Source organism: Acinetobacter sp. WCHAc010052, assembly GCF_002165295.2.
Classification (GTDB): Bacteria; Pseudomonadota; Gammaproteobacteria; order Pseudomonadales; family Moraxellaceae; genus Acinetobacter; species Acinetobacter chinensis.
The window spans coordinates 3,252,993-3,279,282 of sequence record NZ_CP032143.1 but is presented as its reverse complement, the minus strand read 5'-3'; the positions used below and the strand labels follow the sequence as shown (position 1 = coordinate 3,279,282).

Here is a 26,290-nt window from a genome sequence, read left to right as displayed (position 1 = left end):
CCCCTCTTTTTAAAGAGGGGCTAGGGGAGATTCCAATTTCAGTGAAAAAACAATATTTGTGACCCAGTTGTAGAGTGAAAATCTCCACAACACACGGAGAAAAAAATTGAAAGACTTGCTCGATATCATGCGCAAAAAGACGGATTCAGACGGTCATGCTCCAGTTGAGTTTGATCGCATCCGTATTGGTCTTGCGTCACCAGAAATGATTAAGTCATGGTCTCATGGTGAAGTTAAAAAGCCTGAAACCATCAACTACCGTACGTTCAAGCCAGAACGTGACGGTCTGTTCTGTGCCAAAATTTTTGGTCCAGTAAAAGATTACGAATGCTTGTGCGGTAAATACAAGCGTATGAAATACAAAGGCGTCATCTGTGAAAAATGTGGCGTTGAAGTAACAACTGCGAAAGTTCGTCGTGAGCGTATGGGTCACATCGAGCTGGCTTCTCCAGTTGCACATATCTGGTTCTTGAAATCACTTCCGAGCCGTATTGGTCTGTTACTTGACATGACTTTACGTGATATCGAACGTGTATTGTATTTCGAATCTTATGTGGTTACTGATCCAGGTATGACTCCATTTGAGAAATACCAGCTTTTAAACGATGAAGAATACTTCAACGCTTTAGAAGAACACGGTGATGAATTCACTGCGAAAATGGGTGCAGAAGCCGTTCAGGATCTGTTGAAAGACATTGACCTTGAAAACGAAATTTCACGTTTACGTGAAGAAATTCCAAATACAACGTCTGAGACTAAGCTGAAAAAAGCGTCTAAGCGTCTGAAACTGATGGAAGCGTTTAAAGAGTCAAACAACAAGCCAGAATGGATGGTGATGAATGTACTTCCAGTACTTCCACCAGATCTTCGTCCGTTGGTTCCGCTTGAAGGTGGTCGTTTTGCGACTTCTGATCTGAACGACCTTTACCGTCGTGTGATCAACCGTAACAACCGTTTGAAGCGTCTTCTTGATCTTGCAGCACCAGACATCATCGTACGTAACGAAAAACGTATGTTACAGGAATCTGTAGATGCGTTGCTGGATAACGGTCGTCGTGGTCGTGCAATCACGGGTTCGAACAAACGTCCTCTTAAATCTCTGGCTGACATGATCAAAGGTAAACAGGGTCGTTTCCGTCAGAACTTACTTGGTAAGCGTGTTGACTACTCAGGTCGTTCAGTAATTACTGTAGGTCCTACTTTACGTCTTCACCAGTGTGGTCTTCCGAAGAAAATGGCACTTGAACTGTTCAAGCCATTCATTTTCGCAAAACTGCAGGCTTCTGGTCAGGCAACAACCATTAAAGCTGCGAAGAAAATGGTTGAGCGTGAAACGCCAGAAGTATGGGACGTTCTTGCCTCTGTGATCCGTCAGCATCCGGTTATGCTGAACCGTGCGCCGACACTTCACCGTTTAGGTCTTCAGGCATTTGAACCTATTCTGATTGAAGGTAAAGCAATCCGTCTTCACCCACTCGTTTGTGCTGCGTTCAACGCCGACTTCGATGGTGACCAGATGGCGGTTCACGTACCATTAACACTTGAAGCTCAGTTAGAAGCTCGTGCGTTAATGATGTCAACCAACAACATCCTGTCACCTGCAAACGGTGAGCCGATCATCGTTCCTTCTCAGGACGTTGTCTTAGGTTTGTATTACATCACCCGTGATGCGATCAATGCCAAAGGTGAAGGCATGGTGTTTGCGGATACTGATGAAGTAAACCGTGCGCTTGCAACGGGTCAGGTGGATTTACACGCTCGCGTTAAAGCACGTGTACACCAGACGGTGATCAATGAAAATGGTGAACGTGAACAGCAGACGATTGTTGTTGATACGACGCCAGGTCGTTGTCTGCTTTGGGAAGTTGTTCCTGAAGGGATGGACTTCCAGCAGATCAACCTTGAGATGACGAAAAAGAACATCTCTAAGCTGATCAACTCCTGCTACCGTAAACTGGGTCTGAAAGATACTGTTATCTTCGCTGACCAGCTGATGTATCTGGGCTTCCGTCAGGCAACACGTTCAGGTGTTTCTGTCGGTATGGAAGACATGCTGATTCCACCAACGAAACAGGTCATTATTGAAAAAGCAGAAACTGAAGTTCGTGAAATTGAACAGCAGTTTGAGCAAGGTTTCGTAACGGCTGGTGAGCGTTATAACAAAGTCGTCGATATCTGGGCACGTACAAACGACCAGGTAGCGAAAGCGATGATGGACAACCTGTCATATACCACTGTTAAAAACAAACAGGGTGAAGACGAGAAACAGAAATCATTTAACTCGATCTACATGATGTCTGACTCTGGTGCCCGTGGTTCGGCAGCTCAGATCCGTCAGCTGGCGGGTATGCGTGGTCTGATGGCGAAACCGGATGGTTCGATCATTGAAACACCGATTAAAGCAAACTTCCGTGAAGGTCTGACAGTACTCCAGTACTTCATTTCAACACACGGTGCGCGTAAAGGTCTGGCCGATACAGCACTGAAAACTGCAAACTCCGGTTATCTGACCCGTCGTCTGGTAGACGTTGCACAGGATCTGGTAATTACTGAGCCTGATTGTGGAACATTGGGCGGTCTTGTAATGACTCCGTTCATTCAAGGCGGTGACGTAATCGAGAACTTAGGTACGCGAGTACTGGGTCGTGTGGTTGCTGAAGATGTAAAACGTGCTGGCACTGACGAAATTCTGCTTCCACGTAATACATTGATTGACGAAAAACTGGCTGCATTCCTCGAAGACAACGGTGTCGACGAAGTGAAAGTGCGTTCAGTTGTAAACTGTGAATCGACTTTCGGTGTCTGTGCGAAATGTTATGGTCGTGACCTTGCACGTGGTCATCAGGTGAATCCTGGTGAGTCTGTTGGTGTTATGGCTGCGCAATCCATTGGTGAACCTGGTACACAGTTAACCATGCGTACGTTCCACGTGGGTGGTGCTGCGAGCCGAACTTCTGCTGCAAACAGCGTACAGGTACGTAACAAAGGTACAGTACGTTTCCATAACGTGAAAACTGTTCAGCATGCTAAAGGTCACCTGGTATCTGTTTCCCGTTCAGGTGAAATCGGTATTGCAGATGAGATCGGTCGTGAGCGTGAACGCTATAAACTGCCATACGGTGCGTCTATTCTGTTGAAAGATGGCGAAGCTGTGGAAGCAGGTGGCATCGTGGCAACATGGGATCCGCATACACATCCACTGGTAACAGAAGTTGCCGGTAAAGTACGTTTCAGCCAGATTGTTGATGGCGTAACTGTGACATCGAAAACTGATGATGCAACAGGTATGACCACGATTGAAATCTTACCAGTGACTTCACGTCCTGCGTCAGGTAAGGACATGCGTCCTGCTGTTGTACTGGATACGACGGATGGTGGCGAGCAGTTCTACTTCCTGCCACAGAACACGATTCTTTCTGTCCGTGACGGCGAAACAATCGGTGTCGGTGACGTTATCGGTCGTGTTCCACAGGAATCATCACGTACCCGTGATATTACCGGTGGTCTGCCGCGTGTAGCCGATCTGTTTGAAGCACGTAAACCGAAAGAGCATGCAATTCTTGCTGAAATTTCTGGTATCGTCAGCTTTGGTAAAGAAACTAAAGGTAAGAACCGTTTAGTGATTACTCCAGATGATGGTTCAGAGATCTACGAAGAGCTGATTCCGAAATGGCGTACCATGAACGTGTTCGAAGGCGAACATGTAAACCGTGGTGAAACTGTTTCTGATGGTCCACAGAACCCGCATGACATCTTACGTCTGAAAGGTGAAGTGGCGTTAACGAACTACATCGTGAACGAAGTTCAGGACGTTTACCGTCTGCAGGGTGTAAAAATCAACGATAAGCACATCGAAGTGATCGTACGTCAGATGTTGCGTAAAGTTGATATCACTGATGGCGGTGATACAAGCTTCATTAAAGGTGAGCAGGTTGACTACATCCGCGTGATGCAGGAAAACCAGGCTGTGCTTGCACAGAACAAGTTCCCTGCGAAGTTTGAACGTCAGCTGATGGGTATTACCAAAGCATCGCTTTCTACTGACTCGTTCATCTCTGCTGCATCGTTCCAGGAAACAACACGAGTGTTGACTGAAGCTGCTGTGACAGGTAAAGAAGATGACTTACGTGGTCTGAAAGAGAACGTTGTTGTGGGTCGTCTGATTCCGGCAGGTACGGGTCTTGCTTACCACCTTGAACGTCGTCGTCAGGAAGCAGAAGCTGCTGAAATGGCACTTCATAATGACTTCTCTGATGTTGATCAGGCATTAAGCCAGGCATTCAATGAAGAGTTCAATCAAGGTCTGTAATGTCCTGATGAACTGATTAAAAGGCACCTTCGGGTGCCTTTTTTTATGATCTGGATTTGTAGATCACAATGATGAATACAAGAAGAATTAAAATGGAACAGTGGGGTATGGATGGATAATACTGCTGCTGAAAGCTGCATTGAGACGGTTTATCTGTACAGATAGGACAGAGGTGCGATTGATTATTTTCACCAATCGCTCAACAGTACAGTCAGGTCTTAAAGAGTTAAGGCATGCCATGATTCAATGGATCTGTTGTCAGGCGACTCTGTAACAGGACAGATGTGCAATTGTGAAGAAAAGTGCTGCAATTGTGTATAAAAGAAAATGAAAAATAACATAATCCAGGCATTCTGAATTCTATAAAAGGCGTATGCTGAAACTAAGAAAACATGTTGGGAGAATCTGCCATGAAAAAAATGCTTATGGTTGCAGGATGTGCATTGTTACCTTTAATGATGCTTACAGGTTGTCAGAATATGTCAGCAAATGATCAGCGTATTGGTGCAGCTGCTCTGGGTGGCGCACTGGGTGGTGGCGCAGGGAATCATGTCGGTGGTGGTATTGGTGCTGCCGCGGGTGCAGGTGCGGGTGCGGCAGTCGGCAGTAAGACTCAGAATGGCTCCAATCGCAATGCAACTTATAGTGGCGTAGGTGCTGGTATTGGTTCAGTGGTTGGTAAAAGCATCTTTGGTGGTAACACTGGAGCTGCCATTGGTGGCGCACTGGGTGGAGGCGCTGGCGCTGCAATTGAGCAAAACAACCGCCGTTAATCTGAATATGTAAATTCAGCAATACTGAATGCGCCTGTTGATCGGGCGCATTTTTTATTGAGGTTTCGGTTTCTTTCTGCGGATATACAGTGTTTTCTCAACCTCAGCAATTCGGAGTCCTGCTTCGTCAAAGATATTCACGGTGTAGTTGCGGTGTACTGGCGCATAATTTTCAGCAAGACTTTTAATATGCCGGATTTCCATAGCGTCGAGCCGTATATCAGCATAAACCGTACCACGTCCAGGGGACAGGAAGTGAATAGTGGCGGATCTGTCCCAGACAATATATTTTGATCCCAGGTGATGCATCATGAGCAGCATATAAAAAGGATCAATCATTGAGTACAGACTTCCACCAAAATGAACACCGACAATATTCTGGTTTTTACGGGTCAGTGCCATTTTGACGCGGATGTGATAATTGGGCAGATCAATTTTATCAATTTCAATGCCTGCACCACGGTAGGGGGCATAGTGATTGATCATGAATTTGGAGACAAAGGGGATTGTCACCAGTTTCTTTAAAATGCTCATAATGGTCAATTGTTTTTATTTCTGTTCAGACCATACTAGAGCAGAAAAATTGTTATGGCATTGATCACACTGCCATGGATGAATAATAAACAGTCAATAAGAATGGGAAAAGAATTCATGCAAGCACAGTCTCAATGGGTAAATACAACGGATCAACAGCGTTTGAATGTAAAAACCTGGGGTGATTCGGGTAAGCCTGCACTTGTCCTGGTTCATGGTTATCCTGACAATCAGGAAGTCTGGGAACCGGTTATTGAAAACTTAATACAGCATTTTTATATTGTCAGCTATGACGTGCGTGGAGCTGGAGCATCTTCTGTTCCAAAGCGTATCCGTGCTTACCGGCTGGAACAGCTTTCGCTTGATCTTGAGAGTGTCGTGAACAGCGTACTGGAAGGACGGTCTTTCCATCTGGCGGCACATGACTGGGGTTCAATTCAGTCATGGGAATCGGTCACTGAAGCTAAATTCCGAGGAAGAATTCTGTCCTATACCACGATTTCAGGCCCTTGCCTTGATCATGCAGCCTTCTGGATGCGTGATCAGTTCAGACATCAGAAGAGCAAGTTTTTCAAGCAGCTGTTCAAATCCTGGTACATTGTGGCTTTTCAGCTTCCGATTCTGGCACCGACCGTCTGGCATTTATTCAATGCTGAACGTTGGGGGAAAGTGCTGAACCGTCTGGAAAAAACCAAAGGTTTGCCTTTAAACCAGAACATTTCCAAAGATGGTGAATATGGTATTGGATTATATCGTGCCAATTTTCTGCCACGTCTGAGTATGCCACGTCAGCGTCATGCTGTCTGTCCTGTACAGGCAGTTGTTTTAAAGCGGGACAATTTTGTCAGTCCAGAACTGATTGATGAAATGCCAAAATGGGTGGAAGATTTTTCAAGAGTCGATGTTGATGCCAACCACTGGGCTGTTTTAAGCCAGCCTGAGCTGATTGCAGAACATATCAGCAGCTTTGCAATGAAGCACAACGGTTAATGAACTTACGATACTGTGCTCTCTTCAGACAGCACAGTATCGGATTCAGCATGCAATTTACAGTTTCATTTAGCTGAATCTGATAAAATGCGGTTTTTTCGTCTTCCCTTAAAATTCACATGAATGCAGTAGTTATTGCGATTGCCGTGATGTTTCTTTTGTCACTGGCACGAGTTTCTGTTGTTTTGACACTGGTCATTTCAGCAATTATAGGTGGTCTCGTTGCGGGACTGAGTTTATCTGATACGGTCAGTGCATTTAATGCTGGACTGGGAGATGGTGCTGAAGTTGCTCTTGCCTATGCGGTGCTGGGAGCCTTTGCACTGGCATTGTCTAAATCAGGTCTGCCTGATCTGCTTGCGCATAAGCTGATTGGTCTGCTGGGTGCAGAAGTCACTCATGCACGTGCCCGTAAAGTTAAATTCTTCATGCTTGGAATTCTGCTGATCTCAGCGATCTGTTCTCAGAACCTGATTCCTGTGCATATTGCATTTATTCCTGTACTTGTACCGCCTTTACTGAAGGTGATGAACCACCTGAAACTTGATCGTCGTGCTGCTGCCTGTGTACTGACACTGGGACTGGTGGGGACTTATATTTTCCTGCCAGTAGGCTTTGGTGCGATTTTTCTTGAACAGATTCTGATGGGGAACATCAACAAAATTGGTGCCGCATCCAATCTGCATGTTGAACGGTGGATGATGCCTGCGGGTATGGCAATACCTGTACTGGGTATGGTGATTGGTACCTTGTTTGCCTTGTTTGTAACATATCGCAAGCCCCGTATTTATGAAGACCGTACAGTTAACCGTGTGACGACAATTGACCTGGATAAGCCGATTCGTGCAGGCGAAACCAGTCTTGCAGAAGATGCAAAAGAGTTGCAGCAGGAGGCTGATCAGGCACCTGTGATTGCGAAAAAAACCATTTTCATGGCCGTACTGGCGATTGTTCTGACACTTGTTGCACAGGTTTATTCGGGTTCGATGATTCTGGGTGGACTGGTTGGTTTTTCTGTACTGTCAGCATCGGGCATTTTCAAATGGCAGGATGCTGATGATGTGTTCGTGCAGGGGATGCGTATGATGGCTCTGGTTGGATTCATCATGATTTCGGCAGCAGGTTTTGCTTCTGTGATGACCCATACCGGTGATATCAATGGACTGGTCAATGGTGTGGTGCATCTGATCGGTGATAATAAGGCAATGGCTGCTTTCCTGATGCTGTTTATTGGTCTCTTTGTGACTATTGGTATCGGTTCATCTTTCTCAAGTGTACCTGTACTTGCAGTCATCTATGTTCCTCTGTGTGTACAGTTCGGCTTCTCTCCACTTGCGACAGTTGCGCTGATCGGTACCGCTGCGGCATTGGGGGATGCAGGTTCGCCGGCATCAGATTCGACCCTGGGACCAACAGCAGGTCTGGGTGTGGATGGACAGCATGATCATATCTGGGACACGGTCATTCCGACCTTCATTCACTTTAATATTCCGCTGCTTGTTTTTGGCTGGATTGCGGCAATGGTGCTTTAAATCAGCATTATTTTTATTATAAACTTTAAATAATAAATCATATTAAAATAGCTGGAATTATAACCATTAAATCAGATTAATAAGGTTGGTATTAAAACCAACCTTATTGGTCTGTTTAAAATAAATTATTTTAAATATCAATTATTTGAAAATAAGTTTAATTTTTGTGAATTAATAAGTCTTGCATATTAAAAATACTCATGTTTAATATGGTTTATTCATTCTGGAAGGTTGTTTAAAATGTTAAAACAAGCTGCTTTAATTGCATTAATGGGACTTTCTGCATCTGCTATGGCAGGTCAATGGCAAGTGAAAGTTGGTGGATCTGCAATTGCACCGACTCAGGACACAAAAATTCTTGGTGGTGCTGCAACTGTTGAAGCTGACAGTGAGCTTGCATTCACGCCATCAGTGGAATATTTCTTTAATGACAATTTCTCAGCAGAAGTACTGCTTGCTGCGCCAATCAGCCATGATGTAAGTGTTCGTTCTGCGGGCGAAGAAATTGCAGGTGTTAAATTAAAACATTTACCGCCAACAGTAACTGCAAAATATCACCTGAAAAACTCAACAGGCTTTACACCATATGTAGGTGTGGGTGCGACAGCATTTATTCCTTGGGATGAAGAAGCTTCAGGTGTACTTGCAGATACTAAAGTTAAAGTGAAAGAAGATTACGGTTATGCAGCTCAGATCGGCTTTAATTTCCAGCCTGCTGACGCAAAAAACTGGGGCGTGTTTGCTGACGTACGTTATGCAGACTTAAACCCTAAAGTTGAAACTGCAGTTGAAAAATTCAAACTGGATATTGATCCTGTGATCTATACAATCGGTTATAGCTACAAATTCTAAAATACTGAAAATCAGAAACCCGGTCATCGTACCGGGTTTTTTTATGTCTGATATCGGGTGCGAAATTTCAGATGATGACTGCTGATATATGCTGATCATGGTGTCACAGCTTTAAAATACCTTTGCTTAGCATTTATTGATTAAAAAACAATTTTTGATAAGAACATGGTGAATTATTATTTTTGAAAGTTTTCTGGTCAGATTAGATTGACTGTACGAGCAGATGAAGTCCTGAGTATATTCAAAGAATAGCTTGATATCAGGATGCTCAGTCAAATCAATTAAAAGAGATCAGAATATATGTTAAAAAAATCATTACTGCAGCATTCCATTTTCCTGATAGCCCTGGGTTGGGCTGTTATCCCTACTGCACAGGCTGGTCACTGGCAGCTCAAAGTTGGTGGCAGTCTGCTGGCTCCGACTGAAAATAATGGCACGGTTGCAGGTGCGCAGGCTGATGTCAGCCATGAGTTTAACCTGACACCTTCAGTTGAATATTTTTTTGGAGATTCTCCTTTTTCAGCAGAGCTTTTGCTGGCCGTTGCACCGTTTCAGCACGATATACGTCTGAATGGTGTTGAATCTGCCACCTTTAAACATTTACCCCCTACGGTCACAGCCAAATATCATTTAAAGAATTCAACGCGATTCACACCCTATGTGGGGGTGGGTTTAACGGTCGCTGTTCCCTGGGATGAGAAACTTACAGGCAGTAATTCCAAACTTGAAGCAGATGTAACTTATGGTGCAGCAGGACAGCTTGGATTTAATTTTCAGCCGGCAGATGCGCAGAACTGGGGAGTATTTCTGGATGTCCGATATGCTCAGGTTGAAAGTGATGTCAAACTTGATGGTAAGGATATTGGTACACTTGAAGTGAATCCGCTGGTGTATACACTGGGTTACAGCTACCGTTTTTAACGGTTGATGATTTTATTTCGTCTGATGCCTTTATTTCAGGTGATTATTTTCAGCTCTATACTAAAGTTACCAATTATGAGCAAATATGCCCTGTTAGATCACAAAAATAACAGTAAAGTTGCAGAATGATCGGTGGATTGAGTTGAGTGAATGAATACGTTGAAGTCAGTGTACGTGCTGGTTGCGGGTCTGCTTGCCATTCCTGCATATGCAGCAAGTTTTAACTGCGATAAGGCTCAGACAGAAACCGAATATGCCATTTGTGAACACAGAAAGATAAATGATGCAGATGTCCGCATGGCAACCACGTATCAGATTATCAAAAGACTGGTGCCCATGGGAACGCGTGGCGTTATTCAGGATGAGCAGATCAGATGGCTGCACATGCGTGATCAGTGCGGTAAGTCTGAAAACTGTCTGAATGAAGTGTATAAAATGCGTCAGCAGAAACTGGATCTTTATATGAATCGGGTCTATCAGCAGGGTCCTTTCTGAATTTTTTTTATTTTTCCTATTGAAATATTCTTAAGTCACTCCATTTCTAAAGCATTCGATAAAAAAGTGTTATGAATTTAAGGAGTGATTTATGAGCGAGCAAAGCGCACAAAAACATAGTTTTCAGGCTGAGGTGGCTCAGCTTTTACATCTGGTGACGCATTCACTCTATTCCAACCCTGAAATTTTCCTGCGTGAACTGATTTCCAATGCTTCCGATGCCTGTGACAAATTACGCTTCGAGGGCATCAATCATCCTGAATATTATGAAAATGATCCAGATCTTCATGTCCGTGTCCGTCTGGATAAAGACACAAAGACCATCACCATCTCAGATAACGGGATCGGTTTAAGCCTTCAGGAAGCGATTGATAATCTGGGGACGATTGCAAAGTCAGGTACCAAAGACTTTATGTCTAAACTGTCGGGTGATCAGAAGTCAGATGCCCAGTTGATTGGTCAGTTTGGTGTCGGTTTTTATTCAGGCTTTATTGTTGCTGAAAAAATCACGGTTGAATCGCGTCGTGCCGGTCTGCCTGAGACAGATGGGGTTCGCTGGATCAGTGGCGGTACAGGTGATTTTGAAGTTGAACAGATCACTAAGGCTTCACGTGGAACCGATATTATTCTGCATTTGCGTGATGATGCACTGGACTATCTGGAAAGCTATAAGGTTAAGCAGATCATCAATAAATATTCTGACCATATCAGCCTCCCGATTGAAATGCAGAAAGAAGAATGGGTGGAAGAAGATGCTGCTGAAGGTGAGGAGAAGAAGCCAGGTCAGTATGTTAAAACTGAGGAATGGGAAGCCATTAACTCTGCCAGTGCTTTGTGGACACGCAATAAATCTGAAATTACAGAAGAACAGTATGTGGAGTTCTATAAGAACCTGACTCATGATTTTGAGGCACCGCTGGCATGGGCACATAACCGTGTTGAAGGCAGTACTGAATATACTCAGCTGTTGTATGTACCTGCAAAAGCTGCAAATAATATTTTTACCCGTGAAGCTAAAGCGGGCATTAAGCTGTATGTCAAACGTGTCTTTATTATGGATGAGGCAGATAACCTGATTCCAAACTATCTGCGCTTTGTACAGGGCGTGGTGGACAGTGCGGACTTACCACTGAATGTCAGCCGTGAGCTTCTGCAGGAAAGCCGTGATGTGAAAACCATCCGCGAAGGCAATACCCGTCGTGTACTGACTATGCTGGATAATCTGGCGAAGTCGGAAGATGAAGCAGATCAGGAAAAATTCAAGGCATTCTATACTGAATTCGGTTCAGTCATTAAGGAAGGTCTGGGTGAAGACTTTGCCAACCGTGAACGTATTTTAAAACTGTTACGCTTTGCTACCTCTACTCAGGATGAAGTAGTCACTTCTCTTGAAGCCTATAAAGCACGTATGCAGGAAGGGCAGAAAGCAATTTACTATGTGACGGCTGACAGCCTGAGCGCGGCGAAAAATTCACCTCAGCTTGAACTGTTTAAGAAGAAAGGCATTGAAGTACTGTTGATGGGTGACCGTGTCGATGAATGGGCGATGGAGTTCGTGCATGAGTTTGATGGCACACCTATGCAGAACGTTGCCAAGGGTGCTGTAGACCTGGGTGATTTACAGGATGCAGAAGAGAAGAAAGCACTTGAGGCAGCCGCTGAACAGTTTAAACCTGTAGTGGAAAAACTGTCAGATTCACTCAAAGCCAAAACCAAAGAAGTACGTGTCACCACACGCCTGGTGGATTCACCGGCTTGTCTCGTGACTGGCGAAGGTGAACTTTCTCCGCAGCTGGTGCGTATGCTGAAACAGGCAGGGCAGGCAGTGCCTGAGTCTAAACCGATTCTTGAAATCAACCCTGAACATCCACTGGTGAAAAAACTGGAAGCTTCAGCACAGTTTGATGATCTTGCCAATGTGATCTTTGATCAGGCGGTGATTGCAGAAGGAGGATTACCGGATGATCCTGCTGAATATGTAAAACGCATTAACAATTTATTGCTGAAATAAACCATATTCTGTTCTATGAAAGCCTATCTTGAAGATAGGCTTTTTTTTATGAATAAAAATATGAAGAAATATCGCTTAATGATGAGCACAGTATTGTTGCTGTTATTTCCAGCAATCGTACAGGCCTATGATCTGCCACCACCTGATCAGCGTAAGAAAGCTTATGCAGAAGAACTGTCTGTGCATAATGCACAGTTCCTGAGGGATAAGACACTGAGCTCAGTGATTGCTTATCTTCGGCAGGATGGAAATAAATATGAACTGACCGATCATTCTGATCCATCTTCAAGGGTGATGGGTTTGCCCCTGGAAGTTCACCCTGAGATTAAAATAGATCCGACTCTGGTTGGTAAAAAAGTCAAAGCGACAGGATTGATGACCTATAAGACGATATATTTCCCCAATATGCCTGTTGAAAATGGTCCTGCATTCAGCTTTAAGTTTCAGCTATATGCTATTGAAGCACAGGAATAAAAACAGGCCTGGGTGAGCTGTGAATAAAGTGGATAAATCAGAACTTATCCACAGATATGCTTAAAATCAGAACAGGGTTTCCAGACGGATGGATGCACCGACAAAATGATTTCTATCTGCCCGGTGGTCATTCAGATAGTTCAGATCTCCCTGAACATAAAACCATTCTCTTAAAAATGGCTGACGCCAGGAAACGAAAGGTCCCCAGCTGTTCAGACGCAGATTTTCATCTGTATAAAATCCACCGGTATAGATACCGTAATTGAATCGGTTGTTCTGAAAGAACTGATGCTGGCGGAAAGTAAAATTATCCCAGGTCAGGTCATCATACTGAGTGTCCGCATAGGTCAGGTTCAGCTGATTGGAAAAAAAAGCCTGATTGGGGCGGGCATGGGTCAGTTCCAGATTTGTCCGTAAGTAATTTTCACTGTCGATGCCATAACGGTAAATCTGCTCGGCATAAAATTTAAAGTCATTGTCCAGTTGCCATTCTCTGGATGCTTTGAGCCGAACATAAATATCATCACCTGATCTGACCCCAAGATCTGCATCTGTTTTAAAAGGTATTTTTTCAGAGAACTGAGACCATCGCAGGGCAAGCGAGCTGTTGCTGTCACGGGTACGTTTTGTATCGAGTTTTTTATCCGGGCTGTTGACCGGGTTTTCATTGGTAATCGCGACATTGGTGTTGAGTTCATTGTCCAGTGAGTCATCACCAAAGACCAGGCTCAGCTTTTTTTCCAGGGTTGGCAGTTTAATCCGTCCACGGATACGGGGTTTTATTTCATAGCCGTCATATTCATTCCAGCTGTTATCCACCAGTACCCTTAAGGATGCTGTTGCAGGCTTTTTGGGATCGGTTTCACCAAACCAGTTATCTATACGTACTGCGGTTCGGTCTGCCCAGTTGCGGATACCCAGTTGCTTCTGATCAATCCAGGTGCTGTTTTCAGTGACACTCACAGGTGGAACAATCGGGTTGTCGGACTGTTCGGGCAAAAAAGTGGGCGTGCTGTCAATCCATCGGGGAATCTGGTACAGCAGGTTGTATTTCTGGGTGAATTCAGAAATCTGTTCCACCGTCTGTGGCAGAACAGGGTACTCAGAAGCAGAATGATCTTCCTCCGCAAGTACCGTCATACTGACCATTCCCAACATTATCAGTAAGCCCAAGCGGGTTGCTGATAAAGTATCCTTTTTGTACATAGAGCTGGATCTTGTATAAAAGTGGTACTTAACAGTGTTGGAAATTATGGTCAGGAAAGCAAGGGTTTAATACAAAAATTAAAATTATTCTTCTGAATAAACCTGAATCGCTTCATAGAGTTGAAGTGCTTCAATCGGTTGTTCCAGACGGTTGATGACCCGTTGAATCAGTTGCCAGCTGATGCCCTGTTGACGGTCGAGCAACAGGTGGGGGAAAGCCTGTTCCATCTGAGACAGTTCAAGACGTTTCTGACCATGAATGACACGGATTTTCTGACGTTCCTTGAGCAGGATGACAGGCGTTTCCGTTTCTGCTGCTGTTTCATCAAACTGAATAAACTTCTGCGTGTGAATTAACTGCGCTGGAATGTAAGGGAAATAAGTGTCCTTGTTCCATACCACCGTGGCTTTTTCAGTGAAAACCTCAAAGAAAGCTTCGTGCTGTAGTAACTGATCCTCCAGTGATGCCCAATTGGTCATACGTACTGAAGCCAGGTCATAGCCCTGTTGCTCAGCAGATACTCTGGCGAGGCGAATTGCCTGCATCTCGTCTTCTGCACCAAACAGAGCGAGATATTTAATAAAGCGACCCTGCGTGGAAATCTGTTCAGCCAGATAAACAGGGCGTTGCAGAACATTTTCCTGATCAGGGGCAAAAATCAACAGATCAGTAAACTGAGCCACTTCAGGCAGCTTTAAACCATACAGTTGCTGTTCAAGCGCTTCGGGAAAATTCAGTACAGTCACTATCGCCTGGTGCGCACCCAGCTGGAGTGTGACGGGCAGATTTTGTGCAGGTCTGTCTGTAGCGGTGAGTGGATGAGTTTCATCGACTTCGACCTCAGAAGACTGTCCTGATTTTTTACGGAAATATGCTGAAATATCCCGAGGTTTCAGAGACAGTTGAGCATCGGCAGGAGAATTATTAAAAGTCATATCAGGTTCAGCAGTTTCAGGGAGAGAATGAGAGATGTGTTCGGTTGATAAATGCTTGTATTTATGAAAACGGTTTTTAGGCTGCTGGGCAATCAGTTCAAGTTCCTGATCGGTTTTCAGGCAGTGATAATGATGTAACTGTTCCATCATCCAGCTGAAGACGGCTTCAATTGAACCCCATTCACTGATCAGTGCGGTACGGTCTGCTGCCGGAATCAACCAGATCTGCCAGCCTTCAGATGCATGATGCAGAAAAGCCCATCCAGATTCGGGATGTGCATACAGTGCCTCTTCAAGGAGGCTGTCTTCCTGAAAATAGCCACGGAATGACTGACGGTACAAAGTCTGATCGGCAAACTCAAGTGTTGTGGCTTCAGGATTGATCTGTGCTTTATAACCCAGCACCTGTTTTTTAAATATCGGTTCATCACACAGTTCAAAAATTTCATGAATACGTTTTTTTGAACGGGCTATTTCATAAAAAGACAAAGCCTGACGTTCCAGATCATGGGTCAGGTCACGTAATTCTTTAATCAGCAATGACTTTTCCAAAGCATCCACTGACATACTCCTAAACATGTTTCTGAGCTTTTTCCAGGTAACTGGCCAGCACAATATTCACAGCCAGTTCTATCATTTTGTATTCTGCCGACTGTTTTGACGGGTAACGTTCAGCCAGGGCAATCAGATTTTCAATGTTGATTGCCTGCGGTGGAATTTTCCCCTGAATAAGTGCCTGAAGTTCCTGCATATGAATACGTTCAAATGAAAAAATAATTGTTTTGATTTTTTGATTATATGGATTTAAATAAAAAAAACATGAAAAAAATTGTCAGTTTTTGAGATTTTATAAGCAAAATTGACACAAAGTGGGAATGCATCAATAAAAAATTGAAATATTTTTTAAGTAAATGACAAAGATGGGTTCTGAATCATGTGAACTGTGAGCGTTATTTTATAAAAACAGGATTTCTGAAATAAAAAAAGCAGGCTGAAAAATAGCCTGCTTTTAAGGGTTTAAGTAAATTATGCTGCTTTTTTATCCTGTACAGATTCAGATGCAGCAGGTTGATCAGCAGTCACAGTCTGAGTTTCCACCACTGCTTTTTTAACAGGAAAGTCAGGTACATAAACGATTTGAGCAGATACACCAGCAGAAAATACAACAGCGACTGCAACAGCAGCAGTTTTAAACAGTTTCATAAGGATTTCCTTCTGAAGATTTGTCCTGATGGACTGGGAGATAAAAGATTTGTTAAATGAATTATTGTTAAAAAATGATCATGCAGGAATGATAGATTCGGCAATCAGATATAAAATAACAATATAAAACAATTAATTAGAGTATTTGCTCTGGTTGTTGCAATGATTTTTGGAATAGAAAACAGCTGCATCCGCTGAAAATTGCTCATATCGAGGCTTGATGGCAGGGCAAAAAAAATCCTCCATTCAGGAGGATTTTTTAGACAGCTCTATTCGGGCTTTACTTCGGCAGATCACATTGTTCATCGTTGCACTGTAAACCGTCATCGGACTGGACATCATTCTGATCTGCACTTTCCAGTGCTTTCTGCATAACCTGCATAAAGATTTCACGGGGCTGTGCGCCGGCAAGTGCAATACGCTGATCAAAAACAAAGAAAGGTACACCGGTCACTTTCAGCTGATCACGGGCAACTTCTTCGTCAAAGCGGACAATATCAGCATATTCATTGCCATCCAGAACATCATCCACTTCAACAGGATTCAGACCAATCCGTGCTGCGACATCCTCAAGTGTTTCACGTTCGCCAATCGCCAGACCTTGCGTCATATAGCTGTAGAAAAAGGCTTCTTTTGCTTCCGAACCTAAGCCCTGACTCTGTGCCAGGTGAATAATACGGTGTGCGTTGAACGTGTTGCCTGAGTTGGCATTCTGCCAGTTGAACTCAATGCCTTCTTCTTTTGCCATTGCTGCGATATTACGTTCCATTTCTTCCACTTCGGCAGTGGTGCGACCGTATTTCTGTGCCAGGCGTTCAGTATTGGAAATCTGTTGTACCGCAGGTGCGTCAGGATCAAGTTCAAAGCTGTGCCAGTGAACTTCCAGTTCAATATCCATTTCTTTAGCAGCGGCTTCAAAACGTTTTTTACCGATGTAACAGAAAGGGCAAACCACGTCTGACCAGATATCTACGCGCATAAAAAATCTCGATTGTTAAACTTTAGAGTTAAGCAGTACATGGGGATGTACTTCAAAATTTAAAGCATTTTTACATAATCAGCTCAGCTTGTTCATCATTTTCAGCAGAATTGTGGATAACTTATTGTTTATACACAGCCTGTATCCGATAGATGATCTGTTTAAAAAAGCATCATTTCTGCAAATTCAGGCTATGATATCTGAAAAGGAAAAAACGAGCAGACTATGCCACGTATCTTTATTATTTTAGGTCTTGCCACCCTTCTGATGTTTGGCGGGATGTACTGTCAGTACAGGGAACAGCAAAATGAACAGCAGGCACTGGATATTTATCAGACGGTATTGCTTGAAAAAACTGAACTGATTTACAGCCAGGCAAGAGACTGGTCAAAGCCCATTCAGGTCGATATTTCAGATCCGCGCCTGACGGGGGATTATAAAATTATGGCTGATTTTGTGCTGAGCCATATGATTCAGAATGCTGAAGCCCGCAATACATATCTGCGTGAATTAAAAGCCCTGGGATGGGATCAGTTTTTAAATATTAACCGGCTGGAAAAAGACAAAAAACAGAACTATACCGAAACGGAAAATATGCTGAAACAGGCGCATGTACTGGCGGAACAGTTCAGACTACAGACGCAGCAAAGAGAGCAGAATGCTGTAGATCAGGCAAAACATCTGGGAATAAACTCACGTTATCGGCATCAGCTGGCTGAAAATATGAAAGCAAGCCTGAAACAGGATGAAGCATTGGTGATGTTTGAGATTGAGATGCAGATTCTCAGTAAAGCAGAAGCGATTTTTACTGTACTGAAAAACAATAAATGGGAAAAGAAAAAGAATACTTTTATGTTTTATGAAGATAAACCATTGCAGCAGTTCAATGCTTTATACAAAGAGGTACTGGCACTGACTGCGAAGCTTGAACAGATTAAAAAGCAGAACCGCCGTGAAGTGGAGCAGAAACTGTAACCTTAAAAGTATGTCGTGCAGGATACAACTTTTCAGTGAACTGTCACATGTATTAAAACTCAGCACTGTAGCCTGAGCAGTGTTGAGGTACATCTCTTTATCTTATGTGTTTCAGGCAGAGCAAAAATGAAAACAATCCATGTCTTTCATGATATTCATCAGCTGTATGCAGAGTTCATTGAAAATAAAAACTATCCAAAACTGGAAAGTCTGAGTAACTGGGGTAAAAACCGTTTTTTCTTTAATCAGCATTTTCGCATGATTGAAGACTGGCACCACACCGAACAGATTGTCATTGAATTTAATAATCAGTTTTACAGTCTGGATACCGGTACTGCACCAGACTTTATGGACAAAGAAAAATATATGGAATGGTTAAGTGTGGAACTGCTCAGTCAGCAGGTTCAGTAGAGACTGAGCAGTACGCAGAAGACATCAGTCAAAGATTTTTTCGGCAGCCTGGAAAGGCAGGCTGATGACATCTATAGCCACTGCAAAAGGCAGCAGTGCCAGTTTTTCGAGTGGATTCATACCTGATTTATTTTTATAACTTTCTTCCTGATGTGTATGAATACTGACATGGTAAGGCTTACTCAGGGCTTTCAGTGAGGTCAGGTTGGCAGCTGGTGGAAAAACGACACCTGCCATTTTGATATTGAAACAGAAGCGCTGAGCATTCATGCGTTTATCACTGGATGTGGAACATTCTTCAGCACCATTCTCAATAAAGAATGTCATGTCCTTTTTACTGATATCTTCCTGCAGTTTTACATAGGTCAGTGGTAAAGTTCCGCTGAAGTGACCATCATTATTTTCAGAGTGGAAAGAAAGCGCTTTGTTGATCTGAATATTTTTCGGGTCCAGTTTTGAAATGAGCGTAACAAACTGAGTTGAACCTTCAGTGATGACATAACTGTTCTTCTGACCTGCAATCACCAGACTGTTGAGTGGAACATTGTTCTGTACCGTTGATGGACGACCGAAAGCGACCACCTGATCTTCAGATAGAATAACCTGCACATTTTTTGTATAGGTGCGGTTATCTTTTTTAATGAGTGTTGATGTTGCACAGCTGGATAACAGGACTGAAGAAATCAGAACGAATAATGTCTTATTCATAAATTTGTTATGCATGTTGAAACTCCAGTGATACCGATATGAAGAACAGTGAAAATAAAAAAATAAACAGAAAAAATAAAAGTATGTTTTTAAAAACAGATGAAAAACTGTACTCAACATAGCAAAAAAAAGCATGAAGTCAAAAATTAATAACGCAGACATTGGTCTATAGAAAGCATTATCTGTCTGCAGGAGCGTAACCTTTGGAGGTGTGCGCCTTACTGTCTGTAGTGGTTTATGAGAAAAAACCTGAACTGATGCTGAATAGAAATAATCATTCAAAATCAAAAGTGAACTGGATTGTTTATATTGTTTTTATGGGATGTTGCACATCATGGAAATACATCTTATGGTGAAGTGAGATAAACATAAACGGCAATTGGTAAAAGGGGGCGGTGTGATGAATCAGGAACTGGTCTGTTATAAAGAACTGGCTGTATGGACTGCACAGCGTATTCTAGAGGGATTTAAAAAACCACACAATACCAAAGCTGGCAGCTGGGCAAAACTTACGATATTTAAAGGTGAACTGAAATTTGCAATGCTGGATGAGTCCGGCCATGTACAGTCAGAGCATTATTTCAGCGCGGAACAGCAACCCCCGCTTATTGAACCTCAGGCATGGCACAAAATCGTTTCAACCAGTGACGATATAGAGTGTCAGCTTCAGTTTTACTGCACCGCTCAGGACTATTTTTATAAAAAATATCAGCTTTCGCCGACGCACTCAGAAATTGTGGCTGCAACGCCGTATTTTCAGGGTGGAACAGCGCTGGATGTGGGCTGTGGACAGGGGCGTAACAGCCTGTACTTAAGCCAGCATGGTTTTGAAGTGGATGCCTGGGATGTCAATGCAAACAGTTTGCTGAAACTGGAGCAGATTATAGAGGCAGAAGGTATTCAGAACATTCATGTACAGCAGCGTGATCTGAATGCTGATCAGAGTATTTCGGGCGAATATGACTTTATTTGCTGTACGGTGGTGATGATGTTTTTAGAAGCTCAAACGGTGAAGCCTTTGATTGCTCAGATGCAGCAAGCGACCCATGTGAATGGTTTTAACCTGATTGTCTGTGCGATGGATACGCCTGATATTCCTGCTCAGCCTGACTTTCCATTTGCATTTAAAACAGGAGAGTTAAGTGCGCTGTATGAGGGCTGGAAGATCGTGAAATACAATGAAGATATTGGTGAGTTGCATCGGGTCGATGCTGAGGGCAGTCGGATTAAACAGCATTTTGCGATGTTATTGGCGCAGCGGGGCAAAAGTAAAAATTGATTTTTATGTTTTTTATATTTATGATTTATAATAGTAAAAATAATTTTTTACTTAATGTAATTAACCATAATGTATAAGAAACAGCCTCGATGAGTGAAATAGAGACAAATGGCTATTTAATATGTAGTAAATGTAATTCAACAAATAGGGTTGTTGAAATAGGTCGTCAGGGTGTTTATAAATGTGGTACTTGTAGAAATGATTTATTGGTTATTAATAAAGAAAAAAAGGGTTCTAAAATAATTCCCCTTTTAGTTGCTTCGATTTTTATTGGAGTGTTAGGAGGATTTGGTATTGATCAAGTACAGGAAAAACTTAAACCATCTGAAATTACCTACTCTGAGTTGAGTACAAGTTGGGAAGATTGGCAAATTGAAGCTTTTGACAGAAATTGTAAAGCCAATTACTCACAATTAAAGCAAAACTGGTCTTCTGAAAAGATTGCTAAAATATGTACATGCCTTGTGATATATATTGTTGAAAGGACGGATTATCCTAAATCAGGAATGTTACATGATGCTATTGTGAATGAGAGCAATAAAGAATGTCGTTAAAAGAAAATCAACAGAATGAACATATATTAAGATTTTTAGATTTATTAGACATGTGCTATGAAGGAAAATTAAAGATGTTTAGCGATGAATTTTCTAATGGTGATAATTCTTTTTATGAAAAATTAAAAAAAGAAGTGCAGCGTGCAAAAGCTGGTGCAGTTTCATTAAACAAAGAGGATGTCTTTAAAAAATATAACTTTTTTTTAGAGTATAGGCTTTGGGAAAAGAATAATACTAATAGGGAAATGAAAATTTTTGATTTAAAGGTAACTAAATTTATTAGGAATAGACATAAGTAAGTAAGAGATTTAAAAATCTCTTACTTTTATTACTTGGCTTTATTGAGAAATAGAAGGGATTAAATTGGATCTCTTAGCAAATTTATGAATATTGAATTTAATTTGCTTTATTGCAGCCTCTCCTCCTATTTGTAAAATGTTGTGGCTGTAATCGTAACCATGAGATAGTTCATTATTTTGAAAAAAGCGACCTAGAGGATCAATCATTAAGTAAGAGTGAGTCATTTCATCATTATTTTCTGAAAAAATAATTTTTTTAAACTTGCTGTGTCTATTTATAAACTTATAGAAGTCTTCATTGTTGATGGAGTTTTCTTTGGTTAATATTGGGAGAATTTTAAAAATTTTCCATTTAGTTGGGGAGGCGTTTTTGATAAATAAATTAAAGTCTTCTAATTTATTTAATTCATTGATAACAGTGTTTATTTTAATTTCTATATTTGGGTTTATTATTCTTATTAGTTGGATGTTCTTTAGAGTTTCATTGATATTCATTGGAGTATTTTTTACAACTCTTCCTATTTCTTTGTTGGTATTTGAATTGAGTGAGTCAATGCTAAATCCAATAGATGAAAATTCATTTCCAATCATTTCTATTAATTCACCATCCAATAAACTACCATTGGTAATAGCTGATAATTCAAAATGATATTTTTTTGCTTCTTTAATTATTTCTAGAATTTTTTTCTTATAAAGAAAAGTTTCTCCACCAACTAAGTTAAGGCGTATTCCTGTAAAGTTAGTTCCTTTATTTTGATTTACAATCATAGGTAGTAGCGATATTTCTTTAACTAATTGTATGATTTTTTCATTATTATGAATAATTTCTTTAGTCTCATTTTTTTGCCATTTTGCAAAACAATAAAAACATTTGTAGTTACATGCTTCAGTAATGTGCCAATTAACAACTAAATTTGTCATTTTTCTCTCAGAATTAAGTATAGTCAGGTGATTCCTTTAATTAATACTAATATTTAGTCGGCGCATTTTTGGGGACAAACAAGGGACAAAAAACCCCGCATTAAGCGGGGTTCTTTATCTCAGTATTTAATTAAAAATTAAACACGTTCGATAATTGTCGCGATACCTTGACCAAGACCGATACACATGGTCGCAAGACCGATTTGAGTATCCTGCTGTTCCATAACGTTCAGCAGAGTAGTCGTGATACGTGCACCAGAACAGCCCAATGGGTGACCTAAGGCAATCGCACCACCATTCAGGTTAATGATGTCTTGCTTGTCATAGATGTTCAGACCTTTCATAACAGAAAGACCTTGAGCAGCAAACGCTTCGTTTAACTCGATGGTTTGAATGTCATTCATACTCAAGCCAGCACGTTTAAGCGCTTTCTGAGTTGCAGGAACTGGACCATAACCCATGATCGCAGCATCACAACCTGCAATCGCCATAGAGCGAATGACAGCACGTGGCTTAAGACCTAAAGCTTGAGCACGTTCAGCAGACATCAGCAACATTGCAGATGCACCATCAGACAACGCTGAAGAAGTCGCAGCTGTTACTGTACCGCCTTTCGGATCAAATACAGGACGTAATGCTTTGAATGCTTCAAGGTTAGCATCGGCACGGATCACTTCATCAATGTCGCAAAGCTGTTTAAAGCCATTTGCATCATGACCTTCAACACCGACGATTTCATTTTTGAAACGACCTTCCTGAGTTGCAGCCCACGCACGACGGTGAGATTCAACACCGAAAGCATCCTGTTCATCACGGGAGATGCCATTCATACGACCTAGCATTTCAGCGGTTAAGCCCATCATGTTCGATGCTTTTGCATAGTGTTTAGAAGCTTCAGGGTTCAGGTCGATGCCGTGCATCATGCCTACATGACCCATATGCTCTACACCACCGATGATGAAAATATCACCCTGGTTGGTTGCAATCTGCGCCGCAGCAGTATGGATCGACTGCATAGACGAACCACAAAGACGGTTAACCGTTTGACCACCCACAGTCTTAGGAAGATCAGCCAACAGCACGATGTTACGAGCAATGTTCATACCTTGCTCTAAAGTTTGGTTTACACAACCCCAGATTACATCTTCAACTTCGTTGACATCAAACTGGTTACGAGCAACTAAAGCACGAACCAGTTCAGCAGATAAGCTGTCAGCACGTACATTGCGGAACATACCGTTTTTGGTTTTACCCATTGCAGAACGTACGCCATCAACGATGACAACGTCACGCGGATTTAAAGTAGCCATTCACGTCGCTCCTTAACCGTAGAATTTTTTGTTGTTAGCAGCCATGTCACGCAACATTTGTGGCGCTTCATAAGCTTTACCTAAGTGTGCATATTTGTCACAAAGCGCAACGTATTCTGCAACACCAGTCTGGTCGATGTAACGGCATGGACCACCACGGAATGGAGGGAAACCTACACCCATGATCATTGCCATATCTGCTTCAGACGCAGTAGATACGATGTTGTCTTCCAGGCAACGAACAGTTTCGTTACAGAAAGTCAGCATCATACGGTCAATGATTTCCTGAGCATCAAACTCGTGCTTTTCAGTCGTTGCCATAGATGCAACAAGCTCGTATGCAGCTGGATCAACCACTTTGGCTTTTTTGCCTTTACGATCAAGTTCATACTTGTAGAAACCAACGTCATTTTTCTGACCAAGACGTTTGTTTTCATACATGATTTCGATCGCGCCTTTATAATCAGGCTTCATACGGTCAGGGAAACCTTCCGCCATCACTTCTGCGCCGTGTACACCTGTGTCGATACCCACAACATCGATCAGGTATGCAGGACCCATAGGCCAGCCGAATTTTTCCATTACTTTATCAACTTGCTGGAAGTCAGCACCGTCTTTAAGCAACAGGTCAAATGCACCGAAGTAAGGGAACAATACACGGTTTACAAGGAAACCTGGGCAGTCATTCACAACGATCGGTGTTTTACCCATTTTCTGAGCTAAAACAACAGTGGTTGCAATCGCTTCTTCAGAAGTTTTTTCACCACGGATCACTTCTACCAATGGCATCATGTGAACTGGGTTAAAGAAATGCATACCTACGAAGTTTTCAGGGCGCTCTAATGCATTTGCAAGGCGTGTGATTGAAATCGTAGAAGTATTTGATGCAATGATCGTATTTTCACGAACTTTTGCTTCTGTATCACGTAATACAGCTTCTTTGATTTTTGGATTTTCAGTCACAGCTTCAATGACGATGTCGACTTCTTTGAATTCGTCATAGCTTAAAGTTGGACGGATGCGAGCAAGGGTTTCACCCATTTTTGCAGGAGTCATGCGTTTGCGTTCAACCTGTTTGGTCAACAAGCCATTCGCTTCAGACATACCCAAAGCAAGTTGTGGATTACCAATATCTTTCATGATGATTGGTGTACCTTTGCTTGCCGCCTGGTAAGCAATACCGCCACCCATGATACCCGCACCTAGTACAGCTGCCTGGTTTACAGGATGCGCACCTTTCTCATGTTTTTTCGATGCTTTTTTCACAACCTGATCATTGATGAATAAACCGATCAATGCACCAGCTTGTGGTGTAATCGCAGCTTTAGCAAATGCTTCAGCTTCAATTTTTAATGCCGCATCACGACCTTGGCTCACACCCGCTTGAAGTGAATCAAGAAGAAGTTTAGGCGCAGGGTATTGAGCAGGGTTTGCTTTCGCAAGAACCACACCTTTAGATGAGTTAAACGCCATCATCTGTTCAAGCATGTCGAGTTTAACAGGCTCTAATTTTTCCTGACGTTTTGCCTTCCAGTTTAAACGACCAGAGATTGCCTGTTTAACAAGGTCAATCGCAGCGTCCTGTAATTTGTCCGCAGCAACAACTGCATCTACAGCACCATCTTTCAGTGCAGCAGCAGGTTTTTTGTTTGCAGAAGTGGCAATCCACTCAACTGCATTGTCGATACCGATCACACGGCTTAAACGAACAGTACCACCGAAGCCTGGGATGATGCCCAGTTTAACTTCTGGCAGACCAACTGTTGCAGCTTCTGACATGACACGGTAGTCACACACCAGGCACATTTCAAAACCGCCGCCCAGCGCAATACCATTGATCGCCGCAACTTTAGGAATCTCTAAATCTTCAAATGAGTTGAAAATTTCATGAACAGGCATTGCCCATTCTACAATTGCGCTTTCGCCCTGTTTAAAGTTATCACCGAATTCAGTGATGTCTGCACCAACGATGAATGTGGATTTACCAGAGGTAACGATTAAGCCTTTGATGGAACTGTCAGCTTTGACAGCAGCAATAGCAGCCTGAAAGTCTTCAATCGTTGCACGGTTGAATTTGTTAACCGACTCACCTTGTAAGTCAAAGCGGAATTCTGCGATTCCGTCCGAAAGCATTTGGACGGTAATGGCATTGCCAGCGTGGATCATGCCCTGATCTCCTTTTTTGGAGGACTTATGAGTTGATGTTTTGAAGCATGTACGCAGTTGCAGCGGACATTTATGCTTCGCTAATCTTACGATAACTATATCCAAAAAGAACATAACAAGTTGTATCAAGCCGTGACGCAAGGGTCATCAATTTTTCTTCACTGAAACCGTGTAATCACAGGCGTTGTTATGAAATCAGCCTGGGTTCTGATTATGAAGCTTATGTTTCAGATGATATTTTTTACCAGGTAACCACTTTTTAGAGATTGAAATAAGCCATTTTTTTTCAAGGGGCAGGCTGAAAACTTTGGGCAGAATGGTCAATTGCCATTTGAAACAGTGGCTGATGAGGAAAAATGTCACACTGTGTCTGAGCCTTATGGGCACTGTAACTGTATAAAATTTGATACAATTGCGCCATGTGATAATTCATTTGTTTTTTTTAATCAGGC

24 protein-coding genes are annotated in these 26,290 nt (G+C 42.4%); 14 read left to right on the top strand and 10 right to left on the bottom strand.

Going from position 1 to position 26,290, the window contains the following annotated elements:
• The first annotated feature begins 106 nt into the window (after positions 1-106).
• Together rpoC and CDG61_RS15990 are read left to right on the top strand one after the other, a co-directional pair.
• Positions 107-4,309, top strand: a complete 4,203-nt coding sequence (gene rpoC, locus CDG61_RS15995) for a DNA-directed RNA polymerase subunit beta' (RefSeq protein WP_087550377.1) — start codon at positions 107-109, stop codon at positions 4,307-4,309.
• Between the two features lie 410 nt (positions 4,310-4,719).
• Positions 4,720-5,082: a DNA transfer protein p32 gene (locus CDG61_RS15990; RefSeq protein ID WP_087512719.1), complete on the top strand. Its 363-nt coding sequence runs from the start codon at positions 4,720-4,722 to the stop codon at positions 5,080-5,082.
• Between the two features lie 54 nt (positions 5,083-5,136).
• Here CDG61_RS15990 and CDG61_RS15985 read toward each other — a convergent pair whose 3' ends face one another.
• Positions 5,137-5,616, bottom strand: a complete 480-nt coding sequence (locus CDG61_RS15985; protein ID WP_087550378.1) for a PaaI family thioesterase — start codon at positions 5,614-5,616, stop codon at positions 5,137-5,139.
• A gap of 117 nt (positions 5,617-5,733) precedes the next feature.
• Here CDG61_RS15985 and CDG61_RS15980 point away from each other — a divergent pair, with 117 nt between their 5' ends.
• The 7 genes from CDG61_RS15980 to CDG61_RS15950 all read left to right on the top strand — a co-directional run bounded on the left by CDG61_RS15980 (position 5,734) and on the right by CDG61_RS15950 (position 12,891).
• The gene (locus CDG61_RS15980; RefSeq protein WP_087550631.1) at positions 5,734-6,606 is read left to right on the top strand and encodes an alpha/beta fold hydrolase; all 873 of its coding nucleotides are present in this window, start codon (positions 5,734-5,736) and stop codon (positions 6,604-6,606) included.
• A 119-nt stretch (positions 6,607-6,725) separates the two neighbouring features.
• The gene (locus CDG61_RS15975) at positions 6,726-8,138 is read left to right on the top strand and encodes a Na+/H+ antiporter family protein (RefSeq protein WP_087512587.1); all 1,413 of its coding nucleotides are present in this window, start codon (positions 6,726-6,728) and stop codon (positions 8,136-8,138) included.
• Between the two features lie 240 nt (positions 8,139-8,378).
• Positions 8,379-8,990, top strand: coding sequence for an OmpW/AlkL family protein (locus tag CDG61_RS15970; protein WP_087512588.1), 612 nt, complete (start codon positions 8,379-8,381; stop codon positions 8,988-8,990).
• Between the two features lie 300 nt (positions 8,991-9,290).
• The gene (locus CDG61_RS15965) at positions 9,291-9,911 is read left to right on the top strand and encodes an OmpW/AlkL family protein (RefSeq protein WP_087550379.1); all 621 of its coding nucleotides are present in this window, start codon (positions 9,291-9,293) and stop codon (positions 9,909-9,911) included.
• Positions 9,912-10,061: 150 nt separating this feature from the next.
• Positions 10,062-10,406 (top strand): lysozyme inhibitor LprI family protein, encoded by a 345-nt coding sequence (locus tag CDG61_RS15960; protein ID WP_087550380.1) that lies wholly within the window; start codon positions 10,062-10,064, stop codon positions 10,404-10,406.
• 91 nt (positions 10,407-10,497) lie between these two features.
• Positions 10,498-12,417 carry a molecular chaperone HtpG gene (gene htpG / locus CDG61_RS15955; protein WP_087512591.1) on the top strand — a complete coding sequence of 640 codons (1,920 nt, stop codon included), beginning with the start codon at positions 10,498-10,500 and terminating at the stop codon, positions 12,415-12,417.
• 48 nt (positions 12,418-12,465) lie between these two features.
• Complete coding sequence (locus tag CDG61_RS15950; RefSeq protein WP_087550381.1) at positions 12,466-12,891, top strand: hypothetical protein; 426 nt, start codon at positions 12,466-12,468, stop codon at positions 12,889-12,891.
• 66 nt (positions 12,892-12,957) lie between these two features.
• On the opposite strand, the gene CDG61_RS15945 is transcribed toward CDG61_RS15950, so the two are convergent.
• The 5 genes from CDG61_RS15945 to CDG61_RS15930 form a co-directional block, all read right to left on the bottom strand.
• Positions 12,958-14,049 carry a hypothetical protein gene (locus tag CDG61_RS15945; RefSeq protein ID WP_416240719.1) on the bottom strand — a complete coding sequence of 364 codons (1,092 nt, stop codon included), beginning with the start codon at positions 14,047-14,049 and terminating at the stop codon, positions 12,958-12,960.
• A gap of 132 nt (positions 14,050-14,181) precedes the next feature.
• Positions 14,182-15,594, bottom strand: a complete 1,413-nt coding sequence (locus CDG61_RS15940; protein WP_147387801.1) for a hypothetical protein — start codon at positions 15,592-15,594, stop codon at positions 14,182-14,184.
• A gap of 10 nt (positions 15,595-15,604) precedes the next feature.
• Complete coding sequence (locus CDG61_RS15935; RefSeq protein WP_087512592.1) at positions 15,605-15,784, bottom strand: hypothetical protein; 180 nt, start codon at positions 15,782-15,784, stop codon at positions 15,605-15,607.
• 275 nt (positions 15,785-16,059) lie between these two features.
• Positions 16,060-16,236: a hypothetical protein gene (locus CDG61_RS17545; RefSeq protein WP_171405616.1), complete on the bottom strand. Its 177-nt coding sequence runs from the start codon at positions 16,234-16,236 to the stop codon at positions 16,060-16,062.
• Positions 16,237-16,516: 280 nt separating this feature from the next.
• Positions 16,517-17,215, bottom strand: a complete 699-nt coding sequence (locus CDG61_RS15930) for a DsbA family oxidoreductase (protein ID WP_087512593.1) — start codon at positions 17,213-17,215, stop codon at positions 16,517-16,519.
• A 225-nt stretch (positions 17,216-17,440) separates the two neighbouring features.
• Here CDG61_RS15930 and CDG61_RS15925 point away from each other — a divergent pair, with 225 nt between their 5' ends.
• Entirely contained in the window at positions 17,441-18,190 is a 750-nt protein-coding gene (locus CDG61_RS15925) for a hypothetical protein (RefSeq protein WP_087550383.1), read from the top strand.
• Between the two features lie 126 nt (positions 18,191-18,316).
• Entirely contained in the window at positions 18,317-18,601 is a 285-nt protein-coding gene (locus CDG61_RS15920; RefSeq protein WP_087512595.1) for a hypothetical protein, read from the top strand.
• A gap of 24 nt (positions 18,602-18,625) precedes the next feature.
• Here CDG61_RS15920 and CDG61_RS15915 read toward each other — a convergent pair whose 3' ends face one another.
• A complete protein-coding gene (locus CDG61_RS15915; RefSeq protein ID WP_087550384.1) occupies positions 18,626-19,324 on the bottom strand; it encodes a hypothetical protein in 699 nt (232 codons plus the stop codon).
• 385 nt (positions 19,325-19,709) lie between these two features.
• Here CDG61_RS15915 and tehB point away from each other — a divergent pair, with 385 nt between their 5' ends.
• From tehB to CDG61_RS15900, 3 genes are all read left to right on the top strand, one after another.
• The gene (tehB, locus tag CDG61_RS15910; RefSeq protein WP_087550385.1) at positions 19,710-20,588 is read left to right on the top strand and encodes an SAM-dependent methyltransferase TehB; all 879 of its coding nucleotides are present in this window, start codon (positions 19,710-19,712) and stop codon (positions 20,586-20,588) included.
• Positions 20,589-20,677: 89 nt separating this feature from the next.
• Complete coding sequence (locus CDG61_RS15905; protein ID WP_087550386.1) at positions 20,678-21,142, top strand: hypothetical protein; 465 nt, start codon at positions 20,678-20,680, stop codon at positions 21,140-21,142.
• A complete protein-coding gene (locus CDG61_RS15900; RefSeq protein WP_087550387.1) occupies positions 21,133-21,441 on the top strand; it encodes a hypothetical protein in 309 nt (102 codons plus the stop codon). Before CDG61_RS15905 ends, CDG61_RS15900 begins: the two co-directional genes overlap by 10 nt.
• Positions 21,442-21,480: 39 nt before the next feature.
• On the opposite strand, the gene CDG61_RS15895 is transcribed toward CDG61_RS15900, so the two are convergent.
• From CDG61_RS15895 to fadB, 3 genes are all read right to left on the bottom strand, one after another.
• Positions 21,481-22,362, bottom strand: coding sequence for a viperin family antiviral radical SAM protein (locus CDG61_RS15895; protein ID WP_087550388.1), 882 nt, complete (start codon positions 22,360-22,362; stop codon positions 21,481-21,483).
• A gap of 137 nt (positions 22,363-22,499) precedes the next feature.
• Positions 22,500-23,672, bottom strand: coding sequence for an acetyl-CoA C-acyltransferase FadA (gene fadA, locus CDG61_RS15890; RefSeq protein ID WP_087512598.1), 1,173 nt, complete (start codon positions 23,670-23,672; stop codon positions 22,500-22,502).
• A 12-nt stretch (positions 23,673-23,684) separates the two neighbouring features.
• Complete coding sequence (gene fadB, locus CDG61_RS15885) at positions 23,685-25,838, bottom strand: fatty acid oxidation complex subunit alpha FadB (protein ID WP_087550389.1); 2,154 nt, start codon at positions 25,836-25,838, stop codon at positions 23,685-23,687.
• Positions 25,839-26,290 lie beyond the last annotated feature (452 nt).